The sequence below is a fragment of the Mesorhizobium marinum genome (genome assembly GCF_040813675.1).
GTDB lineage: Bacteria > Pseudomonadota > Alphaproteobacteria > Rhizobiales > Rhizobiaceae > Mesorhizobium_K > Mesorhizobium_K marinum.
This window is the reverse complement of sequence record NZ_JBFOCI010000007.1, coordinates 22,676-38,660: the sequence shown is the minus strand read 5'-3', so window position 1 is coordinate 38,660 and position 15,985 is coordinate 22,676. Positions and strand designations below refer to the sequence as shown.

The 15,985-nt window shown below is 67.4% G+C and carries 17 protein-coding genes; 9 read left to right on the top strand and 8 right to left on the bottom strand.

Annotation, left to right across the window (positions count from 1 at the left end; all coding sequences use genetic code 11):
- The first annotated feature begins 51 nt into the window (after positions 1-51).
- From ABUE31_RS19370 to ABUE31_RS19360, 3 genes are all read left to right on the top strand, one after another.
- Complete coding sequence (locus ABUE31_RS19370; protein WP_367725376.1) at positions 52-1,134, top strand: hypothetical protein; 1,083 nt, start codon at positions 52-54, stop codon at positions 1,132-1,134.
- 230 nt (positions 1,135-1,364) lie between these two features.
- Positions 1,365-2,183 (top strand): DUF72 domain-containing protein, encoded by an 819-nt coding sequence (locus tag ABUE31_RS19365; protein ID WP_367725375.1) that lies wholly within the window; start codon positions 1,365-1,367, stop codon positions 2,181-2,183.
- A 22-nt stretch (positions 2,184-2,205) separates the two neighbouring features.
- Positions 2,206-3,021, top strand: a complete 816-nt coding sequence (locus tag ABUE31_RS19360; RefSeq protein WP_367725374.1) for a methyltransferase domain-containing protein — start codon at positions 2,206-2,208, stop codon at positions 3,019-3,021.
- Between the two features lie 27 nt (positions 3,022-3,048).
- Here the strand turns inward: ABUE31_RS19360 and ABUE31_RS19355 are convergent, their stop codons facing one another.
- Complete coding sequence (locus ABUE31_RS19355) at positions 3,049-4,563, bottom strand: NAD(P)H-hydrate dehydratase (protein WP_367725373.1); 1,515 nt, start codon at positions 4,561-4,563, stop codon at positions 3,049-3,051.
- Positions 4,564-4,910: 347 nt separating this feature from the next.
- Between ABUE31_RS19355 and ABUE31_RS19350 the strand changes: the two genes are divergently transcribed.
- Both ABUE31_RS19350 and glnA read left to right on the top strand, forming a co-directional pair.
- Positions 4,911-5,249: a P-II family nitrogen regulator gene (locus ABUE31_RS19350; protein ID WP_367725372.1), complete on the top strand. Its 339-nt coding sequence runs from the start codon at positions 4,911-4,913 to the stop codon at positions 5,247-5,249.
- Positions 5,250-5,295: 46 nt separating this feature from the next.
- Positions 5,296-6,702 (top strand): type I glutamate--ammonia ligase, encoded by a 1,407-nt coding sequence (gene glnA, locus ABUE31_RS19345; protein WP_367725371.1) that lies wholly within the window; start codon positions 5,296-5,298, stop codon positions 6,700-6,702.
- Between the two features lie 64 nt (positions 6,703-6,766).
- Here glnA and ABUE31_RS19340 read toward each other — a convergent pair whose 3' ends face one another.
- Complete coding sequence (locus tag ABUE31_RS19340) at positions 6,767-7,435, bottom strand: hypothetical protein (protein WP_367725370.1); 669 nt, start codon at positions 7,433-7,435, stop codon at positions 6,767-6,769.
- Between the two features lie 157 nt (positions 7,436-7,592).
- Between ABUE31_RS19340 and ABUE31_RS19335 the strand changes: the two genes are divergently transcribed.
- The 3 genes from ABUE31_RS19335 to ABUE31_RS19325 all read left to right on the top strand — a co-directional run bounded on the left by ABUE31_RS19335 (position 7,593) and on the right by ABUE31_RS19325 (position 10,114).
- A complete protein-coding gene (locus tag ABUE31_RS19335) occupies positions 7,593-7,853 on the top strand; it encodes a DUF4212 domain-containing protein (RefSeq protein ID WP_367725369.1) in 261 nt (86 codons plus the stop codon).
- Positions 7,854-7,866: 13 nt separating this feature from the next.
- Positions 7,867-9,687, top strand: coding sequence for a sodium:solute symporter family protein (locus ABUE31_RS19330; RefSeq protein WP_367725368.1), 1,821 nt, complete (start codon positions 7,867-7,869; stop codon positions 9,685-9,687).
- 73 nt (positions 9,688-9,760) lie between these two features.
- Positions 9,761-10,114, top strand: a complete 354-nt coding sequence (locus tag ABUE31_RS19325; protein WP_367725588.1) for a YggT family protein — start codon at positions 9,761-9,763, stop codon at positions 10,112-10,114.
- 30 nt (positions 10,115-10,144) lie between these two features.
- Here ABUE31_RS19325 and ABUE31_RS19320 read toward each other — a convergent pair whose 3' ends face one another.
- Both ABUE31_RS19320 and ABUE31_RS19315 read right to left on the bottom strand, forming a co-directional pair.
- Positions 10,145-10,999, bottom strand: a complete 855-nt coding sequence (locus tag ABUE31_RS19320) for an alpha/beta fold hydrolase (protein ID WP_367725367.1) — start codon at positions 10,997-10,999, stop codon at positions 10,145-10,147.
- A gap of 155 nt (positions 11,000-11,154) precedes the next feature.
- The gene (locus ABUE31_RS19315; protein WP_367725366.1) at positions 11,155-12,195 is read right to left on the bottom strand and encodes a glutamine synthetase beta-grasp domain-containing protein; all 1,041 of its coding nucleotides are present in this window, start codon (positions 12,193-12,195) and stop codon (positions 11,155-11,157) included.
- Between the two features lie 311 nt (positions 12,196-12,506).
- Between ABUE31_RS19315 and ABUE31_RS19310 the strand changes: the two genes are divergently transcribed.
- Positions 12,507-12,704 carry a DUF2735 domain-containing protein gene (locus ABUE31_RS19310; protein ID WP_367725365.1) on the top strand — a complete coding sequence of 66 codons (198 nt, stop codon included), beginning with the start codon at positions 12,507-12,509 and terminating at the stop codon, positions 12,702-12,704.
- 76 nt (positions 12,705-12,780) lie between these two features.
- On the opposite strand, the gene copM is transcribed toward ABUE31_RS19310, so the two are convergent.
- From copM to ABUE31_RS19290, 4 genes are all read right to left on the bottom strand, one after another.
- On the bottom strand, positions 12,781-13,158 hold the full coding sequence (copM, locus tag ABUE31_RS19305) for a CopM family metallochaperone (RefSeq protein WP_367725364.1): 378 nt from the start codon (positions 13,156-13,158) through the stop codon (positions 12,781-12,783).
- Positions 13,159-13,267: 109 nt separating this feature from the next.
- The gene (locus ABUE31_RS19300) at positions 13,268-14,059 is read right to left on the bottom strand and encodes an ATP12 family chaperone protein (RefSeq protein ID WP_367725363.1); all 792 of its coding nucleotides are present in this window, start codon (positions 14,057-14,059) and stop codon (positions 13,268-13,270) included.
- Entirely contained in the window at positions 14,059-14,976 is a 918-nt protein-coding gene (locus ABUE31_RS19295; protein ID WP_367725362.1) for a DMT family transporter, read from the bottom strand. Before ABUE31_RS19295 ends, ABUE31_RS19300 begins: the two co-directional genes overlap by 1 nt.
- Positions 14,973-15,956, bottom strand: a complete 984-nt coding sequence (locus ABUE31_RS19290; protein ID WP_367725361.1) for an RluA family pseudouridine synthase — start codon at positions 15,954-15,956, stop codon at positions 14,973-14,975. The genes ABUE31_RS19295 and ABUE31_RS19290 overlap by 4 nt, the downstream gene beginning before the upstream one ends.
- Positions 15,957-15,985: the final 29 nt, after the last annotated feature.

Here is a 15,985-nt window from a genome sequence, read left to right as displayed (position 1 = left end):
CACACCCCTCCCAACCCACCCATAATCCCTCCGCCTTGAAAGGAGGCGGTGATGTCAGGGACGGCGGCGATACAAAACAATCTCGAGGCGCTGAAGCGCATCCTGGCCGGGCTTTTCGCCATGGCGGGGCTTGGCGCCGACGCCTCCCCCTTGTGGGGAGGTCAGCGGTCGCCAGACCGCCGGGTGGGGGTAATTGCAGCGCCGCAACCCGACGCTGCGCGTCGACCTCCCCACAAGGGGGAGGTGAAACAGGCGTTCACCCTGCCCCGCCATCTCCGCCTCGCCATCTTGCGCCTGCTGCGTCCCGCCGAATCCGCCGCGCGGCGGCTGATCGTCGCGTCGGCGCGCGGCCTGATCGTGGCGCTGCCGCCGCCGCGCAAGCTGAGCGACAGGCCGGCCTCCCTGGAGCCCGAGCTTCGCCGCTTCGGCATCGCCATCGTAGCCTCCGGCGTCATCGGCGCCAACGGCGCCCGGCGGGCAGCCGCGACCCCGACCGCATCCGCCGCGCGGCCGCGCCGCCTGCCGCTCGCCGACCGGCCGCGGCGGCCGCCTGGCCTCCAGCATATCGGGGTGTTGCACAGCGCCGCCCGGCCGGCGCACGCCGCGCCGCGCATCTCTTTTCCCCAAGACGTCGCCCCCCGCCCCGGGGCGCGGGCCGAGGGCGGACCGCCAAGCGCGCTCGACGATCCGGTCGACGCCACGCGGCTTGCCCAACGCCTTACGGCGCTCGCCGCCGCGCTCGACGACCTGCCGGGCGAGGCCCGGCGTCTTGCCCGCTGGCAGGCGCGCCGGCGTCGGCAGGCGGAGGGCGGCGCGGGTTCCGCCGCCTCGCCGTGGGGGGTTTTCGGCCGATCGTCCGACCCGTCCGGCGGCCCGCCCGCCGTCCGGCAAGGCCCGGCAACCTGCCGGGCCGACGCGGCCAAGGGAACGCCGGGAGCGCCCGAGACGGTCACGGGTGGGCGCAACCGCGCGCGGCAGCCGTCGCCGCTGAGGCCGGGCCGCCCGCCCGGCGGCCGCTTCTGGCGCTACGACCCGGCGGCACGGCGCCCCGCCGCCATCCGCGAGGTCGACCAGATCCTCGCGCATGCCCATGCGCTGGCCCTCCACGCGCTGGAAAACCCCGACACGTCATGACGCCGCGGGCAAGACTGCCGGGACATGCGGTCGTGGCGCTCAATCGCCGCGCGCGCCCTCGCGCGCCCCATCCCCTGTTCCCCTGTTCCCCTGTTCCCCTACTCCCCTACTCCCCTACTCCCTTCCTCGCCTCCCTCTGTCAGGAGCCATCCGCCGAGCGGTGGACAAGCAGCCGGGCGAAACGCATCTTCGCAGGCATGCCCCGAGCGGGCGATCAACCGGAGGTGACGATGCCCAGTGGAACGAAGACCGGCGCGATCCGGGCCGGCATGGGCGGCTGGACCTTCGAGCCCTGGGACGCCTCCTTCTATCCCGAAAAACTCGCCAAGGCGAAGCAGCTCCACTATGCCAGCCGGCAGGTGCCGACCATCGAGGTCAACGGCACCTATTATTCCACTTTCAAGCCGCCGACCTTCGCCAAATGGGCCGCCGACGCGCCCGACGGCTTTGTCTTCTCGCTGAAGGCGATCCGCTTCGCCACCAACCGCCGCGTGCTGGCCGAGGCGGGCGAGTCCGTGCAGCGCTTTCTCTCGTCCGGCCTGACCGAGCTTGGGGAAAAACTCGGGCCGATCCTCTGGCAGTTCGCGCCGACGAAAAAATTCGACGCCGACGATTTCGGCGCGTTCCTGAAGCTGCTGCCGGAGAAGCAGGACGGCGTGGCGCTGAGGCACGCCGTCGAGGTGCGCACCGACAGCTTCGTCGTGCCGGAATTCGCGACACTCTGCCGCGCGGCCAACGTCGCCATCGTCTATGCCGACCACGAGAAGTATCCGGCCATTGCCGACGTCACCGGCGATTTCGTCTATGCGCGCCTGCAGACCGGCTCCGACGACGAGCCGACATGCTATGCGCCGAAAGCGCTCGACGCCTGGGCGAAGCGGGCCAGGATCTGGGCCGAGGGCAAGGCGCCCGGCGACCTCCGGCGCGCCGACCCCGGCAGCGAGGCGAAAGTCGCGCCGCGCGACGTGTTCGTCTACTTCATCACGTCGGGCAAGGAGCGCGCGCCGCACGGCGCGATGGCCTTCATGGAGCGCGTCGGGAGCGGCTGATCCGGCTGGAAGGGGCAACGCGATGGCGCCACCGGACGAACTCCGGTCCTACATCATCAAGGGCGGCGAGGAAGGACGCGCCCGGCTCTCGGTCCTGGCGCGCGTGCTGGCGCCGACGACGGCCACGCTGCTCGACCGGTTCGAGCCGCTGCGGGGCAGGCTGGCGATCGACGCGGGCTGCGGCGGCGGCGACGTCAGCTTCGAGATCGCCGGGCGGGTCGGCCCGACCGGCCGTGTCGTCGCCTTCGATCTCGACGAGACGAAGCTTGCCGCGGCCCGCGACGAGGCGAAGCGTCGCGGGCTCGGGCATGTCGGGTTCATCAAGGGAAGCGTCATCGAGCCGTGGCCGGCACGCGGCGCGTCGCTCGCCTATGTGCGCTTCGTGCTGACCCATCTGGCGGACCCGGACGCGCTGCTTCGGCACGCCCTCGAGGCCCTGCAGCCGGGCGGGACCATCGTCGTCGAGGACATCGATTTCGGCGGGCTGTTCTGCGACCCGGCAAGCGAAGCCTTCGACCGTTCCAACGAACTCTACGTGGCCGCCGCCAGGCTGCGCGGTGGCGACGCCTTCATCGGCCGCCGGCTCGTGCGCCTGCTGGAGGACGCCGGTTTCGCCGGCGTCGGTTCTTCGCTTGTGCAGCCCTACGGGCGGAGCGGCGACGTCAAGCAGATCTCGTCGCTGACCTTCGCGGCGATCAGAGATGCGGTCATCGCGTCCAATCTCGCCAGTGCAGACGAGGTGGCCGCGATCCGGATGGCGCTTCAGGCCTTTGCGGCGCGGCCGGATACGACGCTTTCGATGCCGCGCATCTTCCAGGCGTGGGGGAACAAGCCCTAGGCCAGGGGGCGCATCGCGCGACGATCTTCAGCGGCCCTCCGGAAGATCGGATATCTCGCGCAGGATCGGCGGCAACAGGCCCGGCAGGTCCTCCGCGATCAGCCCGGGGCCGAAGCGCGAGCCGGCCTCGCCATGCAGCCAGGCCGCCGCGCACGCCGCCTCGAAGGGCGGCATGCCCTGCGCCAGCAGCCCGGCGCAGATGCCGGCCAGCACGTCGCCCGACCCGGCGGTCGCCAGCCACGGCGCGGCGTTGGCGTTGATCGCGGCGCGGCCGTCCGGGCCGGCGATCACGGTGTCGGGACCCTTCAGGATCACCGTTCCCCCGGTCAGCGCCGCCGCCCGGCGCGCGCGATCGAGCTTCGACAGGCCGTCGTCCGCCAAAAGTTCCGGGAAGACGCGGGCGAACTCGCCTTCGTGCGGCGTCAGCACACGCTGCGGCGTGCCCGGCATCTGGAACGCCGCGAGAAACTCTTCGCGGCGGCGCGACAGGTGGGTCAGCGCATCGGCGTCGAACACGACGTTGCCTAGTTCCCCGCCATCGATTCCGGCAAGCGACAGCAGCATGTCGCCCACCTCGTCCTGCAGGCCTAGCCCCGGCCCCGCGACCAGCGCGCCCGGCCTGCGCTCGTCCAGCCACTGCGCGATCTCGCCGGCGGTGTCGGCCCGGCGCAGCATGATCGACGTCAGGTGGGCGGCGTTCACCTGCAGCGCGCCCCCTGGCGACAGCAGCGTCACCGCCCCCGCGCCGGCGCGCGCCGCGGCCATCGCCGACAGCCGCGCCGCGCCGGTCGAGGTCGGCCCGCCCGACAGCACGCCGACATGGCCGCGCGCATATTTATGGGAGGCGGCCCCGGGCCGCGGGAAGCGTTCGCGCCAGAGCGCCGGGACATTCTGGAAGCAGGCAGGCCGGATCGTCTCAAGCACGGCCGCGCCAATGCCGATGTCGGCGACGATCGTCTCGCCGCAAAGCGCCCGCCCGGGGTAGAGCAGATGGCCGGGCTTCCTGCGAAAGAAGGTAACGGTCATGGTCGCCCGGGGGGCGGCGCCCAACACCTTGCCGCTTGCGCCGGAGACGCCGGACGGCAGGTCGACGGCGACGACCGGCGCGCCCGCCCGCGAACACCGCTCGATCGCGGCCGCGGCATCGCCGTCGAGCGCCTTCGACAGGCCCGCACCGAACAGCGCGTCGACGACGACCGAGGCCGGCGCCGGTGCAAAGTCCGAAAGCGGCTTGGGCGTGACCGGGCATTCAGCCGCGGCGATGGCCGCGTCACTGCCCTGCCGCGGCGCGCCCAGCGACCAGACGCGCACCGGCACGCCGGCTTCATGCAGCAGCCGGGCGACCACGTATCCGTCTCCACCATTGTTGCCGGGGCCGCAGAGGATGTCGGCGGCCTCCGCGCCGCCGAAACGCTCGAGCACGGCCGCCGCGACAGCGGCGCCGGCCCGCCGCATCAGCCCCATGCCGTCGAAAGGACCGGCCGCAATGGCCAGCCTGTCGGCCTCGCCCATCTCGGTCGGGGTCAAGATCTCATGCGACATTGGCCTGGCATCCCGGTCGGTTCGCCACGCGGTAGCATGGGCCGGGCCGAAGGCGAAGGCCGGGCCTGCGTTCGAGACGGCCAAAGGTATACTCCGATCCATATAATGCTGCCAGAATAGGCATCTTGCGCAAATTTTAGGCTGCACATTTTGTCATCATTTCCAGGCGATGCGCACCGAACCGGCGCATTGCGCCTAGGGCGGTTCGTTTGACTTCGGCAAACCGCGTGGCTTGCGCACAACGCAAGGGATCACCCGGTGTTGCATGGACTGGCACGGTTCGTGCTAGACGTTGCGGAAAGAGGACGATCCTGTCCGTCACCACGTTTTCCGGAGGCCACATTCTGATGAAAAAGATCGAAGCGATCATCAAGCCGTTCAAGCTCGATGAGGTCAAGGAAGCGCTGCAGGAGGCGGGCCTCCAGGGCATCACGGTGACCGAGGCCAAGGGCTTTGGCCGCCAGAAGGGCCACACCGAGCTCTATCGCGGCGCCGAGTACGTGGTCGACTTCCTGCCCAAGGTGAAGATCGAGGTCGTGCTCGGCGACGACGCCGTCGAAGGCGCCATCGATGCGATCCGCAAGGCGGCCCAGACCGGCCGCATCGGCGACGGCAAGATCTTCGTCTCCAACATCGAGGAAGTCATCCGCATCCGCACCGGCGAGACCGGAATAGACGCCATCTGACCCGATCGGCTAATTGCAACCATAACGTCATCTAGGGAACCAGGACATGACAGCCAAAGACATCATGAAGCAGATCAAGGACAACGACGTGAAATTCGTCGACCTGCGCTTCACCGACCCCAAGGGCAAGCTCCAGCACGTGACCATGGACGTGATGGCCGTCGATGAGGACATGTTCGCGGACGGCGTCATGTTCGACGGCTCCTCCATCGGCGGCTGGAAGGCGATCAACGAGTCCGACATGGTGCTCATGCCCGACACCGAGACGGCCCACATGGACCCGTTCTTCGCGCAGTCGACCATGGTCATCGTCTGCGACATCCTCGATCCGGTCTCGGGCGAGCCGTACAACCGCGATCCGCGCGGCACCGCCAAGAAGGCGGAGGCCTACATGAAGTCCGAGGGCATCGGCGACACGATCTTTGTCGGCCCGGAAGCCGAGTTCTTCGTGTTCGACGACGTGAAGTACAAGGCCGATCCCTACAACACCGGCTTCATGCTCGACTCGAGCGAGCTTCCGTCGAATGACGACACGCACTACGAGACGGGCAATCTCGGCCACCGCCCCCGCGTGAAGGGCGGGTACTTCCCGGTTCCGCCGGTCGATTCCGCGCAGGACATGCGCTCCGAGATGATGACGGTGATGGCCGAGATGGGCATCGTCGTCGAGAAGCACCACCACGAGGTGGCCGCCGCGCAGCACGAGCTCGGCATGAAGTTCGACACGCTCGTCCGCAACGCCGACAAGATGCAGATCTACAAGTACGTCGTGCACCAGGTGGCCAACGCCTACGGCAAGACGGCGACCTTCATGCCCAAGCCCGTGTTCGGAGACAACGGCTCGGGCATGCATGTCCACCAGTCGATCTGGAAGGGCGGCAAGCCGACGTTCGCCGGCAACGAATATGCGGGCCTCTCCGAGAACTGCCTGTTCTACATCGGCGGCATCATCAAGCACGCCAAGGCGATCAACGCCTTCACCAACCCGCTGACCAATTCGTACAAGCGGCTGGTGCCCGGCTACGAGGCGCCGGTCCTGCTCGCCTACTCGGCGCGCAACCGCTCGGCGTCCTGCCGCATCCCGTTCGGCTCGTCGCCGAAGTCGAAGCGCGTCGAGGTCCGCTTCCCCGATCCGGGCGCGAACCCCTACCTCGCCTTCGCCGCCATGCTGATGGCCGGCCTCGACGGCATCAAGAACAAGATCCATCCGGGACAGCCGATGGACAAGGATCTCTACGACCTGCCGCCGAAGGAGCTGAAGCGCATCCCGACCGTGTGCGGTTCGCTGCGCGAAGCACTGCAGAGCCTGGACAAGGACCGCGGCTTCCTGAAGGCCGGCGGCGTCTTCGACGACGACCAGATCGACGCCTACATCGAGCTGAAGATGGTCGAGGTCATGCGCTTCGAGATGACCCCGCATCCGGTCGAGTTCGACATGTACTACTCGGTCTGACGACCGCTCTGGGGGCGCCGCGAAATCGACGTGGCGCCCCTGCCCGCCTCTTCCTGCTTCGTGCTCAGGCCGGCTCGCGGCCTTCCCAGTCCCGGATGACCGCTTCGGCGTCGAGGCGGCGGGTGTAGTCCTGGATGACCTCGTTCCACGCGAATCGAATCGAGTTCTCGACGATCTCGCGGTCGTAGCGCTTGTGCTCGTCGGCGATCGGCGCCCACCGGACCAGCGCCTTGGGGCTCTCCGTGAACGGGCTCGCGCCGGCGGCCAGGTTCTTCCAGTTCACGCCCTCCAGCCTGCCGCGAAATTCGTCCGTCCAGCGCGCCACCGCCGAGCGGTCCGGCGCCTCGCCGGCATTGTCGCGCATGCCCGAGGCATAGCAGGCGAGCGCGAGCGCGTGCCGTTCGCCATCGGGCAGCGGCGCGCGCCGATCGATCTGGACGACGGCATAGATGGTCATGTCCGATAGCGAGGCGGCGAAAACCTCCATCTTGGCGATATCCACCGAGCGCGCGAACGGATCGTCCTCCATGGCGGCTGCGTAGCGCAAACCGATGCGCTCCTTGAGGTAGCCGTAGAGCTTCTTCTGGGTGATCAGCGCGGACCGCGTCGAGACGAACTCGAACATGCGGCCGACACTGTCGAGCGGCGCGCGATCACGGCGAATCGACAGACGCGACACGAACTCGGCCCACCACTGGAGCCCCTGCGAAAACTGATCGACAAATCCGTTCATGCCTGCACTTTCGCGGCCCCCGGGCCGCCGCGGAATACGACGATGGGATTATTTGCAGGGTTTTCGCTTTCTGCAATCCTCGCCGCAGGCTGGCGGCGAGTCCGCGCAGCCACAGGCCTGCCGGTGGAGAGGTCGGCAGAAACGCGGGAGGACACAGATGCCCGGACAAGACAAGGGCTCGCGGGAAGCTCACTGGACGAAGACGCGAAACCTCAACACCACGATCATGGTGCTGTGGGCGATCTTCGCCATCATCATCCCATGGAACGCGGATTCCCTGAACGCCTACACGTTCCTTGGGTTCCCGCTGGGTTACTACATGTGCGTGCAGGGTTCGCTCATCGCGTTCGTGGCGCTGATCTGGATCCAGAACTGGCGTCAGGATCAGATCGACGACGAATTCGGCGTCGGCGAGTGAGGGGGGCTGACCAATGGCAATAGAAGAAGGCAAACGCGAGAAGCGTTTCATCGACAACCTAGGCAAGGTCTACGCGCTCTACACGCTCGGATTCCTCGCCTTCTTCGCATTGATGGCCATCCTCGAGCAGCTCGGCATGAGCGCCCAGGCCATCGGCATCGGCTTCCTGATGTTCACGATCGCCATCTACGCCATCATCGGCTGGCTGTCGCGGACGGCTGAAGTCGACGCCTACTACGTGGCCGGCCGCGAGGTCCCGGCTCTCTACAACGGCATGGCGACGGCGGCGGACTGGATGTCCGGCGCGTCCTTCGTCGCGCTGGCCGGCGGCGTCTATTTCGGCGGCTATCCCTATCTCGGATACATCGTCGGCTGGACGGGCGGCTACGTGCTCGTCAACTCGCTGATGGCGCCGTACCTGCGCAAGTTCGGCTGCTACACCGTGCCCGACTTCGTCGGCACACGCTACGGCGGCAACTTCGCCCGGCTCTGCGCGGTCATCATCCTGGTGGTGGCGTCCTTCACCTACGTGACGGCGCAGATCAACGCGACCGGCACCATCGCGGCGCAGACGCTCGGCGTTCCGTTCGAATTCGGCGTCTGGCTCGGCCTGCTCGGCATCTTCATATGCTCGATGCTCGGCGGCATGCGCGGCGTGACCTGGACCCAGGTGGCCCAGTACATCGTGCTGATCATCGCCTACCTCGTGCCGATCATCTGGATGTCCAACCGCCAGGGCTTCGGCATCATTCCGCACTTCTCCTACGGCGACGCGGTGCATCGCATCGCGGAACTGGAGGCGCAGTACGGGCTGAAGCCCGCGCTCGAGGCCATCCCTGGCGTCTCCGTGCTGGTCAACCCGCAGAACGCCCCCGAGGGCAAGGGTTGGGCGATGGTGTCGCTCGCCATCTGCATGATGGCCGGCACCGCATCGCTGCCGCACATCCTGATGCGCTACTTCACCACGCCTTCCGTCCGTTCGGCCCGCCGTTCGGTCGGCTGGTCGCTGACCTTCATCTTCCTGCTCTACTTCTCGGCGCCGGCGCTTGCCACGCTGTCGAAGCTGCAGCTGCTCGACCCGAACCTGGCGACGTCAGTCATCGGCAAGGCGTTTGAAGATGTGGCCAACCTGCAGTGGGTGAAGCACTGGTCGTCGGTGGGCATGCTCGCCGTGGCCGACCAGAACGGCGACGGGATCGTTCAGCTGAACGAGTTCTTCATGCGGCCCGACATCGTCGTGCTCGCGACACCGGAAATCGCAGGCCTGCCCTACGTCATTTCCGGCCTCGTCGCCGCCGGCGGCCTCGCGGCAGCCATGTCGACCGCAGACGGACTGCTGCTGGCAATCGCCAACGCGCTCAGCCACGATCTCTACTACAAGATGATCGACCCCAAGGCTGACACGAAGCGGCGTCTCACCGTCGCCCGCGTCATCCTGCTCTTCATCGGCGCGGCCGCCGCCATCGTGGCGTCGCTCAAGCTGACGGGGATCCTGGGCGCGGTCGCGTGGGCGTTCGACTTCGCGTGCTCCGGTCTCTTCTTCCCGCTCGTCCTGGGCGTCTGGTGGAAGCGGGCCAACACGGCGGGGGCGATCGCCGGCATGATCGGCGGGTTCGTTTCCGGATCGCTCTACCTCTACCTGGTCTTCAACAAGATCATGACGCCCTGGTTCGGCATCGACGACGTGCGCTTCGGCATCGTCGGCATGGCGGTGAGCCTGGTCTGCATGGTCGTGGTGACGCTTGCGACGCGCGAGCCCTCCAAGGAGATCCAGGACATGGTGGACGAGGTTCGCATCCCGTCCGGCAAGCCGATCCTTGCCTCCGGTCACTGACCAGAGCTAAGCAGTAGAGAAGGGGCGGGACCCGGTCCCGCCCCTTCGTGTTGGGAGGGGCATCTTGGAAGACATGATCTTCATTCACCCGCTCTGGGTGATCGTCATCGACTATGTGCTCGGCGTCATCATGTGGACGCTGATCGGGCGCGTGGCGATGGGCATCTTCCTGCGCGAGGATTCCAGCTTCTTCTTCATGCGCTTCTTCGTCAGGGTGACGGACCCGATCATCAAGCTGTTCAGGCCGATCACGCCAGGCTTCCTGATCCAGCCGCTGGTGCCGCTGTTCGTGGCCTGGTTCTTCTTCATGATCCGCTTCTACTTCATGCCCTGGCTGCTCGGCTATTCGGTGATGGGCATGCTCTCCTTTCCGCTGGAGAGCGACATCTCGATCTGGCTCTACCAGACTTTCGGGCCGGGCCGGTAAGGCCTGAACGGACGCGCGCGGCCGGGGCCCCTATCGGCAGCAGTTTCCGCGCGGCGCCTGCGCCGCGGCCGCGAGGACCGGCGCGTCGACCCGGCGCACCGTCTGCTCGACGATTTCGGCGACCTGCACGGGATGCGTCGAGATCATGAAATGGGCGGCCCCGCCGATCGCCCGGAATGTGGCACCCGGGATGGCGCTCGCGACGATGCCGTTGGCGCGGCAGACGGAAGGATGGCTGGCCGCGCCGACGGCCACCGAGACCGGCATGTCGATGGTCGCAAGCTGGGCCGGCGTCAGCGGATAGCGGTAGGCGCAGGCCCAGTCGCGCAGGTTCACGGGCGTGGTCGCGACGGCGTAGTCGCGCACCTTGTCGGGCCAGGACGCCCAGGTTCCCGCGCCGCCGTAGAAGTCGATCATCGAGCGGATCGCCAGGCGGTCGCCCGTCCGGTAGGCGGCGAAATAGGCATCGGTCATGTCGGCGAAGGCCCGGCGGTGGGCTGCCTCGCCGACGCCGGCGAGCAGCGACGGCAACGGCGCCTCGAAGATTGCCAGGCTCCTGACCGGGACGCGCCCGCGCATGGCGACGATCATCGCCACCGCGCCGCCGAAGGAATGGCCGACGAGATGAACCTCGCCGCCGGCGCGCTCGATGACGGCCTCCAGCGCCTCCGCCTCGGGCAGGACGGACGGGTCGGCGTCGCTGCGCCGCTCGGCGGTTTCGCCGTAGCCGAGCAGGCTGGTGGTGACGAAGCGATAGCGGCCTTCGAGCGCCTTCATGACCGGCCGCCAGGCGGCGCCGGTGCTGCACGACCCGGGCACCAGCACAAGCGTCGGCCCGGCTCCCTGCTCGCCGTATTCGATCTGTCCGCGCGGATCGTCAATCATGGTGCTCCTCGGGGAGCGTTCTGGGCCGGCGGCGTTGCGGGATGACGCCGCGCCGGCATCCGGAGCGCAACGGCGCGGTTACCGCGGCGCCCTGCCCCGCGCAACAAAAAAGGGCCGCGAGCGAGACGCGGCCCCTTCTTCGATGACGGCAATGCTCAGGCGGCGGCCTTCTTCTCGGCGCCGGTCGGGACTTCCGCGATGGTCTTCAGCACCTGCGAGGCGATCTGGTAGGGGTCGCCCTGGGAGTTCGGGCGGCGGTCTTCCAGGTAGCCCTTGTAGTCGTTCTTGATGAACGAGTGCGGCACGCGGATCGAGGCGCCGCGGTCGGCGATGCCGTAGCTGAACTTGTTCCAGGGCGCCGTCTCGTGCTTGCCGGTGAGGCGCTTGTCGTTGTCGGGGCCGTAAACCGCGATGTGGTCCATCAGGTTCTTGTCGAAGGCGGCCATCAGCGCCTCGAAATAGGCCTTGCCGCCGACTTCGCGCAGGTACTTGGTCGAGAAGTTGCAGTGCATGCCCGAGCCGTTCCAGTCGGTGTCGCCGAGCGGCTTGCAGTGGAACTCGATGTCGATTCCGTGCTTCTCGCAGAGGCGCAGCAGCAGGTAGCGGGCCATCCAGATCTGGTCGGCGGCCTTCTTGGAGCCCTTGCCGAAGATCTGGAACTCCCACTGGCCCTTGGCCACCTCGGCGTTGATGCCTTCGTGGTTGATGCCGGCCTCGAGGCAAAGGTCGAGATGCTCCTCGACGAGCTGGCGGGCGACGTCGCCGACATTCTTGTAGCCGACGCCGGTGTAGTAAGGGCCCTGCGGGGCGGGATACCCCTGCTCGGGGAAACCGAGCGGACGGCCGTCCTTGTAGAAGAAGTACTCCTGCTCGAAGCCGAACCAGGCGTCCTCGTCGTCGAGGATGGTGGCGCGGCTGTTGGAGGCATGCGGGGTGACGCCGTCGGGCATCATGACCTCGCACATGACCAGCACGCCGTTGGTGCGGGCCGGATCGGGATAGAGCGCGACCGGCTTCAGCACGCAGTCGGACGAATGGCCTTCTGCCTGCATGGTCGACGAGCCGTCGAAGCCCCACAGCGGAAGCTGCTCGAGCGTCGGGAAGGAATCGAATTCCTTGATCTGCGTCTTGCCGCGGAGATTGGGAACCGGGGTGTAGCCGTCGAGCCAAATATACTCGAGCTTGTACTTCGTCATTCTGACCTCACGTAAGTGATCTGTGCAACCAGTGCCCGCCTGGGGGCGCCTCCGGCCTGAACGGCCGCAGTCAGAAGACGTTAAGCAAGCCGCGTGCCAGTTCGCTGGACGCATGCCGGCAACAGCGCGAAATCGCATCGTGCGACGGCAGTTCCGGCGCGGCGCTGCCGACGCGCGCGGCAAGAGACCCGATTGCACGTTGTTTATGCAGCTTCTGATATTTTTCTAGGCATCATGCCCATTTCACTTGCAAGAGGCCGGCGTTTGATTATTTGATTCAGTCAAAGGAAATGACGGCAAGGATTCCGACAATGGACGCGAGCATGCATCGCCCGTCGGCGAAAATTCTGGCATTCCCGGCAGGCGGACGACGCACTGCCTCAAATTTGAGCGCAAAGGCCAAATTCGCGGCAGAAGTCCGCGCGATCCGCAAGCTGAAGATCGCCCCGGAGACCGCCTGGTATCACCAGGACGCGGTCGACGAGGCGTCGGGGCCGCGCAAGAACTGACGCCGGCCTCCGGGCCAGACCAAAAAGGGTCCCGCGCTCGCGCGCGAGACCCTTTTTTTGTTGCGGGCGCTTGCGGCTAGTGGTCGGCGTGGCCGGCGCCGGCGGCATTATCCTCGCCGGCCGCGGCCTTGCGCTCCAGCCATTCGTTCATGAAGGCGATTTCCGCTTCCTGCGCCTTGACGATCTCCTCGGCCAGCTTGCGGGTTTCCGGATCCTTGCCGTATTCGAGGACGATCCGGGCCATGTCGATCGCGCCCTGATGGTGCGGGATCATGGCGCGCATGAAGTCGACGTCGACATCGCCCGTCATCTCGACCGCCATCGCATGATGCATGGCCGCGTTGGCCTCTTCGAGCGCCTTCGAGCCCGGCGACAGGTCCGAGCCAGCCACGGCGATCGAAGCTCCGGCCGCCAGAAGGGCGGCCATGGACAGCGCAGTAACAATCCGTCTCATCGAATATCCTCACATTCCAACACTGCCGCCGCGACGTCTGGCGCGGGGCTGCGACGGTGCTACGGGTTCCAGCCGGTGGAAGGTCAATGGGGCGGAGCGAATTCCGTCGTCAGGCGCGCATCGCCTCGATCAGCGATGCGGCCGCCGTCATGTCGCGCTTGCGGGCGACGTTGCGGGCGACCGCCTCGGCGTCGTGGCCCCACTGCTCGGCCTGGAAGTCCTCGTCGATGTTGGCCGCGCGCCAGGCGGCCTCGATGTCGAGCTCGCCGAAATCGACGGAAAGCGCGAGCAGGGCCGAACCGGTCAGCGTCGTCATGACATGCAGGGCGGCCAGCCGCACGGGCTCGGCGCGCTGGCCGAGGTGGACGCCGAGCGCGGCGATCGCATCCTTCGGCTGCTCGACATGGATGACGCCTTCGGCGAGATTGAGGCGCGCGCCGAGCGCCGCCCTCGCCCAGTCGATGACGGGATCCCAGGCTTCGTCCTGCCGGCGAACGAGCGTATCGGGACCGGCCGCGCGATAGCAGAGAAGATCGGAGGACGAGAAGCGCAGGATGTCCTCGATCACCGCCTGCGGATCGGCCGCCACCCCGTCGATGGCCGTGTTGACCAGCCGGTAGACCGGCATGGTGGCGAGGTCGAGCCGCTCTTCCTGCGCCGAGAACTCGTCGGCCACGAGTTGCGCAGCGCGCGCCGTGGGCAGGACGAGCAGCGACTTGCCGGGCGTCTTGACCGGCTTGCCGTCGAGCTCGATGGTGAAACCGCCGTCGCGTTCGGCAACGGCCGCCTCCTTGTAGAACCGCTTGGGCATCGGCGTGCGCATCTGCAACTGCGCGCGCCGCATCGGATCGGGATCGGACAGCAGCCGGCCTGCCTCGAGATCGTTCAGAATGTCGCGCATTATTGACCCAATGCCTTCCTCGGGGATCGGTTGACCAGCGCCAGCCCCGCCACGATCAACGCCATTGCCAGAAAGATAGTCATTCCGAGCGGCTCGCCAAGCAGAAGCCAGCCGAGAAGCACGCCGAATATCGGCGTAAGGACCGTAAAGCTCGCAAGGCCGGTGGCGGGGTAGCGCTGCACCATCCAGAACCAGATCACGTAGGTGACGCCGACGATGTAGGTGGCCTGGAAAAGAAGCGCGCCGGTGGCGAGTGCATTGCCGTCGCGGATGGGCGGGCCGCCGAGCGGCAGGAACACCGCCGCAAGCAGCGCTGCAACCGCCAACTGGTAGACCAGCAGCTTCTCGGCGGCGACGGCGGCGAGCCGGGTCCGCCTGATGACGATGCTGGTGGCCGCCCATGCGAGGCCGGCAGCCAGGCTCATGACGTCGCCGACCAGCGCGTCGGGGCCGGGCTGGCTCAACCTGTCGGAAAACACCAGAACGAGCCCTGCGAACGCAAGCAGGAGGCCGGCCGTCTTGCGCACCGTGATGCGCTCGCCGAGCAAGAAGTGGCCGGCGACCAGCACCCAGAACGGCATGGTGTTCACGAGAAGCGTGCTTCGCGTGACGGAGGTGTAGTCGAGGCCGACAAAGATCAGCATGAACTCGACGCCGAACAGCAGCCCGACCACGAGCCCGGGAACCAGCGTGCCGTCGCGTTCCAGCAACCGGATGCCCCGCCACCGGGACCACAGCACGACCAGCGCGCAGCCGATCGCCGAGCGCACCATCGCCAGGAACAGGGGACTGTATCCGGTATTGGTGAGCTTGGCCGCGACGCCGTTCATGCCCCATGACAGCGTCAGGCAGATCATGACGGCGACGGCGAAGCTGTCGATCGCCTCGCGTCGATCGAGCACCGCGGCAGTGCTCACTCCGCGTCTCCGCTGGCCTCGTCGAAGCCGAGCAGGTTCCAGCTCTGGCGCATGTGCGGCGGCATCGGCGCGGTGACGTCGATGACGCCCTTGTCGGGGTGCGGGATGACGATGCGGCGCGCGTGCAGATGCAGCCTGTTCTGGAGCCCGCCTGGAAACTCCCAGTTGGTATCCGCCTCGAAATATTTCGGATCGCCGATGATCGGGCAGCCAATATGGGCGGCATGCACGCGCAGCTGGTGGGTGCGGCCGGTGTAGGGCTCCATTTCAAGCCAGGTCAGCGACTGCCCGGCCTGCTCGACGACGCGGTAGTAGGAGATGGCGTGGTCGGCCCCCTCCTCGCCGTGCCTGGCGACGCGCATGCGGTCGCCGTCGGGCGTCTGCTCCTTGACCAGCCAGGTCGAGATCTTGTCCTCGCGCTTCTTCGGCACGCCCTTGACCAGCGCCCAGTACGTCTTGCCGGTCTCGCGCTCGCGAAACGCCTCGGCGAGCTTCATCGCGGCAAGCCGGGTGCGCGCAACGACCAGCACGCCGGACGTGTCGCGGTCGAGCCTGTGCACCAGCCGCGGCTTCTCGCCCTTCTTGTTGCGCCAGGCTTCCAGCATGGAATCGACACTGCGCGTGACGCCGGAGCCGCCCTGCACCGCAAGCCCCGCGGGCTTGTTGAAGACGAACACCTTTGGGTCTTCATGCAGCAGCATCCGCTGCAGGACATCGCCGTCGTCCTGACCGCGAATGGTCTTGGCGGTGAGCGGCGCGCTGCCGGCCTTGTCGACGGGCAGCGGCGGCACGCGGACCGTCTGGCCGGGCTCGACGCGGGAATCGGCCTTGACGCGCCCGCCATCGACGCGGATCTGGCCGGAGCGCAGCAGCTTCTGAAGATGGCCGAAGCCCAGGCCCGGATAATGGACCTTGAACCAGCGGTCGAGCCGCATGCCCGACTCGCCGTCCTCGACCTTGATCTGCTCTACGCCTGCCATCGCTCTAACCCTTGCGCAGCGCGCAATAG

Excerpts from the sequence above, each read along its gene's own strand:
- ABUE31_RS19370 (WP_367725376.1), top strand. The coding sequence starts at position 52 with ATGTCAGGGACGGCGGCGATACAAAACAATCTCGAGGCGCTGAAGCGC.
- ABUE31_RS19365 (WP_367725375.1), top strand. The coding sequence starts at position 1,365 with ATGCCCAGTGGAACGAAGACCGGCGCGATCCGGGCCGGCATGGGCGGC.
- ABUE31_RS19360 (WP_367725374.1), top strand. The coding sequence starts at position 2,206 with ATGGCGCCACCGGACGAACTCCGGTCCTACATCATCAAGGGCGGCGAG.
- ABUE31_RS19355 (WP_367725373.1), bottom strand. The coding sequence starts at position 4,563 with ATGTCGCATGAGATCTTGACCCCGACCGAGATGGGCGAGGCCGACAGG.
- ABUE31_RS19350 (WP_367725372.1), top strand. The coding sequence starts at position 4,911 with ATGAAAAAGATCGAAGCGATCATCAAGCCGTTCAAGCTCGATGAGGTC.
- glnA (WP_367725371.1), top strand. The coding sequence starts at position 5,296 with ATGACAGCCAAAGACATCATGAAGCAGATCAAGGACAACGACGTGAAA.
- ABUE31_RS19340 (WP_367725370.1), bottom strand. The coding sequence starts at position 7,435 with ATGAACGGATTTGTCGATCAGTTTTCGCAGGGGCTCCAGTGGTGGGCC.
- ABUE31_RS19335 (WP_367725369.1), top strand. The coding sequence starts at position 7,593 with ATGCCCGGACAAGACAAGGGCTCGCGGGAAGCTCACTGGACGAAGACG.
- ABUE31_RS19330 (WP_367725368.1), top strand. The coding sequence starts at position 7,867 with ATGGCAATAGAAGAAGGCAAACGCGAGAAGCGTTTCATCGACAACCTA.
- ABUE31_RS19325 (WP_367725588.1), top strand. The coding sequence starts at position 9,761 with ATGATCTTCATTCACCCGCTCTGGGTGATCGTCATCGACTATGTGCTC.
- ABUE31_RS19320 (WP_367725367.1), bottom strand. The coding sequence starts at position 10,999 with ATGATTGACGATCCGCGCGGACAGATCGAATACGGCGAGCAGGGAGCC.
- ABUE31_RS19315 (WP_367725366.1), bottom strand. The coding sequence starts at position 12,195 with ATGACGAAGTACAAGCTCGAGTATATTTGGCTCGACGGCTACACCCCG.
- ABUE31_RS19310 (WP_367725365.1), top strand. The coding sequence starts at position 12,507 with ATGGACGCGAGCATGCATCGCCCGTCGGCGAAAATTCTGGCATTCCCG.
- copM (WP_367725364.1), bottom strand. The coding sequence starts at position 13,158 with ATGAGACGGATTGTTACTGCGCTGTCCATGGCCGCCCTTCTGGCGGCC.
- ABUE31_RS19300 (WP_367725363.1), bottom strand. The coding sequence starts at position 14,059 with ATGCGCGACATTCTGAACGATCTCGAGGCAGGCCGGCTGCTGTCCGAT.
- ABUE31_RS19290 (WP_367725361.1), bottom strand. The coding sequence starts at position 15,956 with ATGGCAGGCGTAGAGCAGATCAAGGTCGAGGACGGCGAGTCGGGCATG.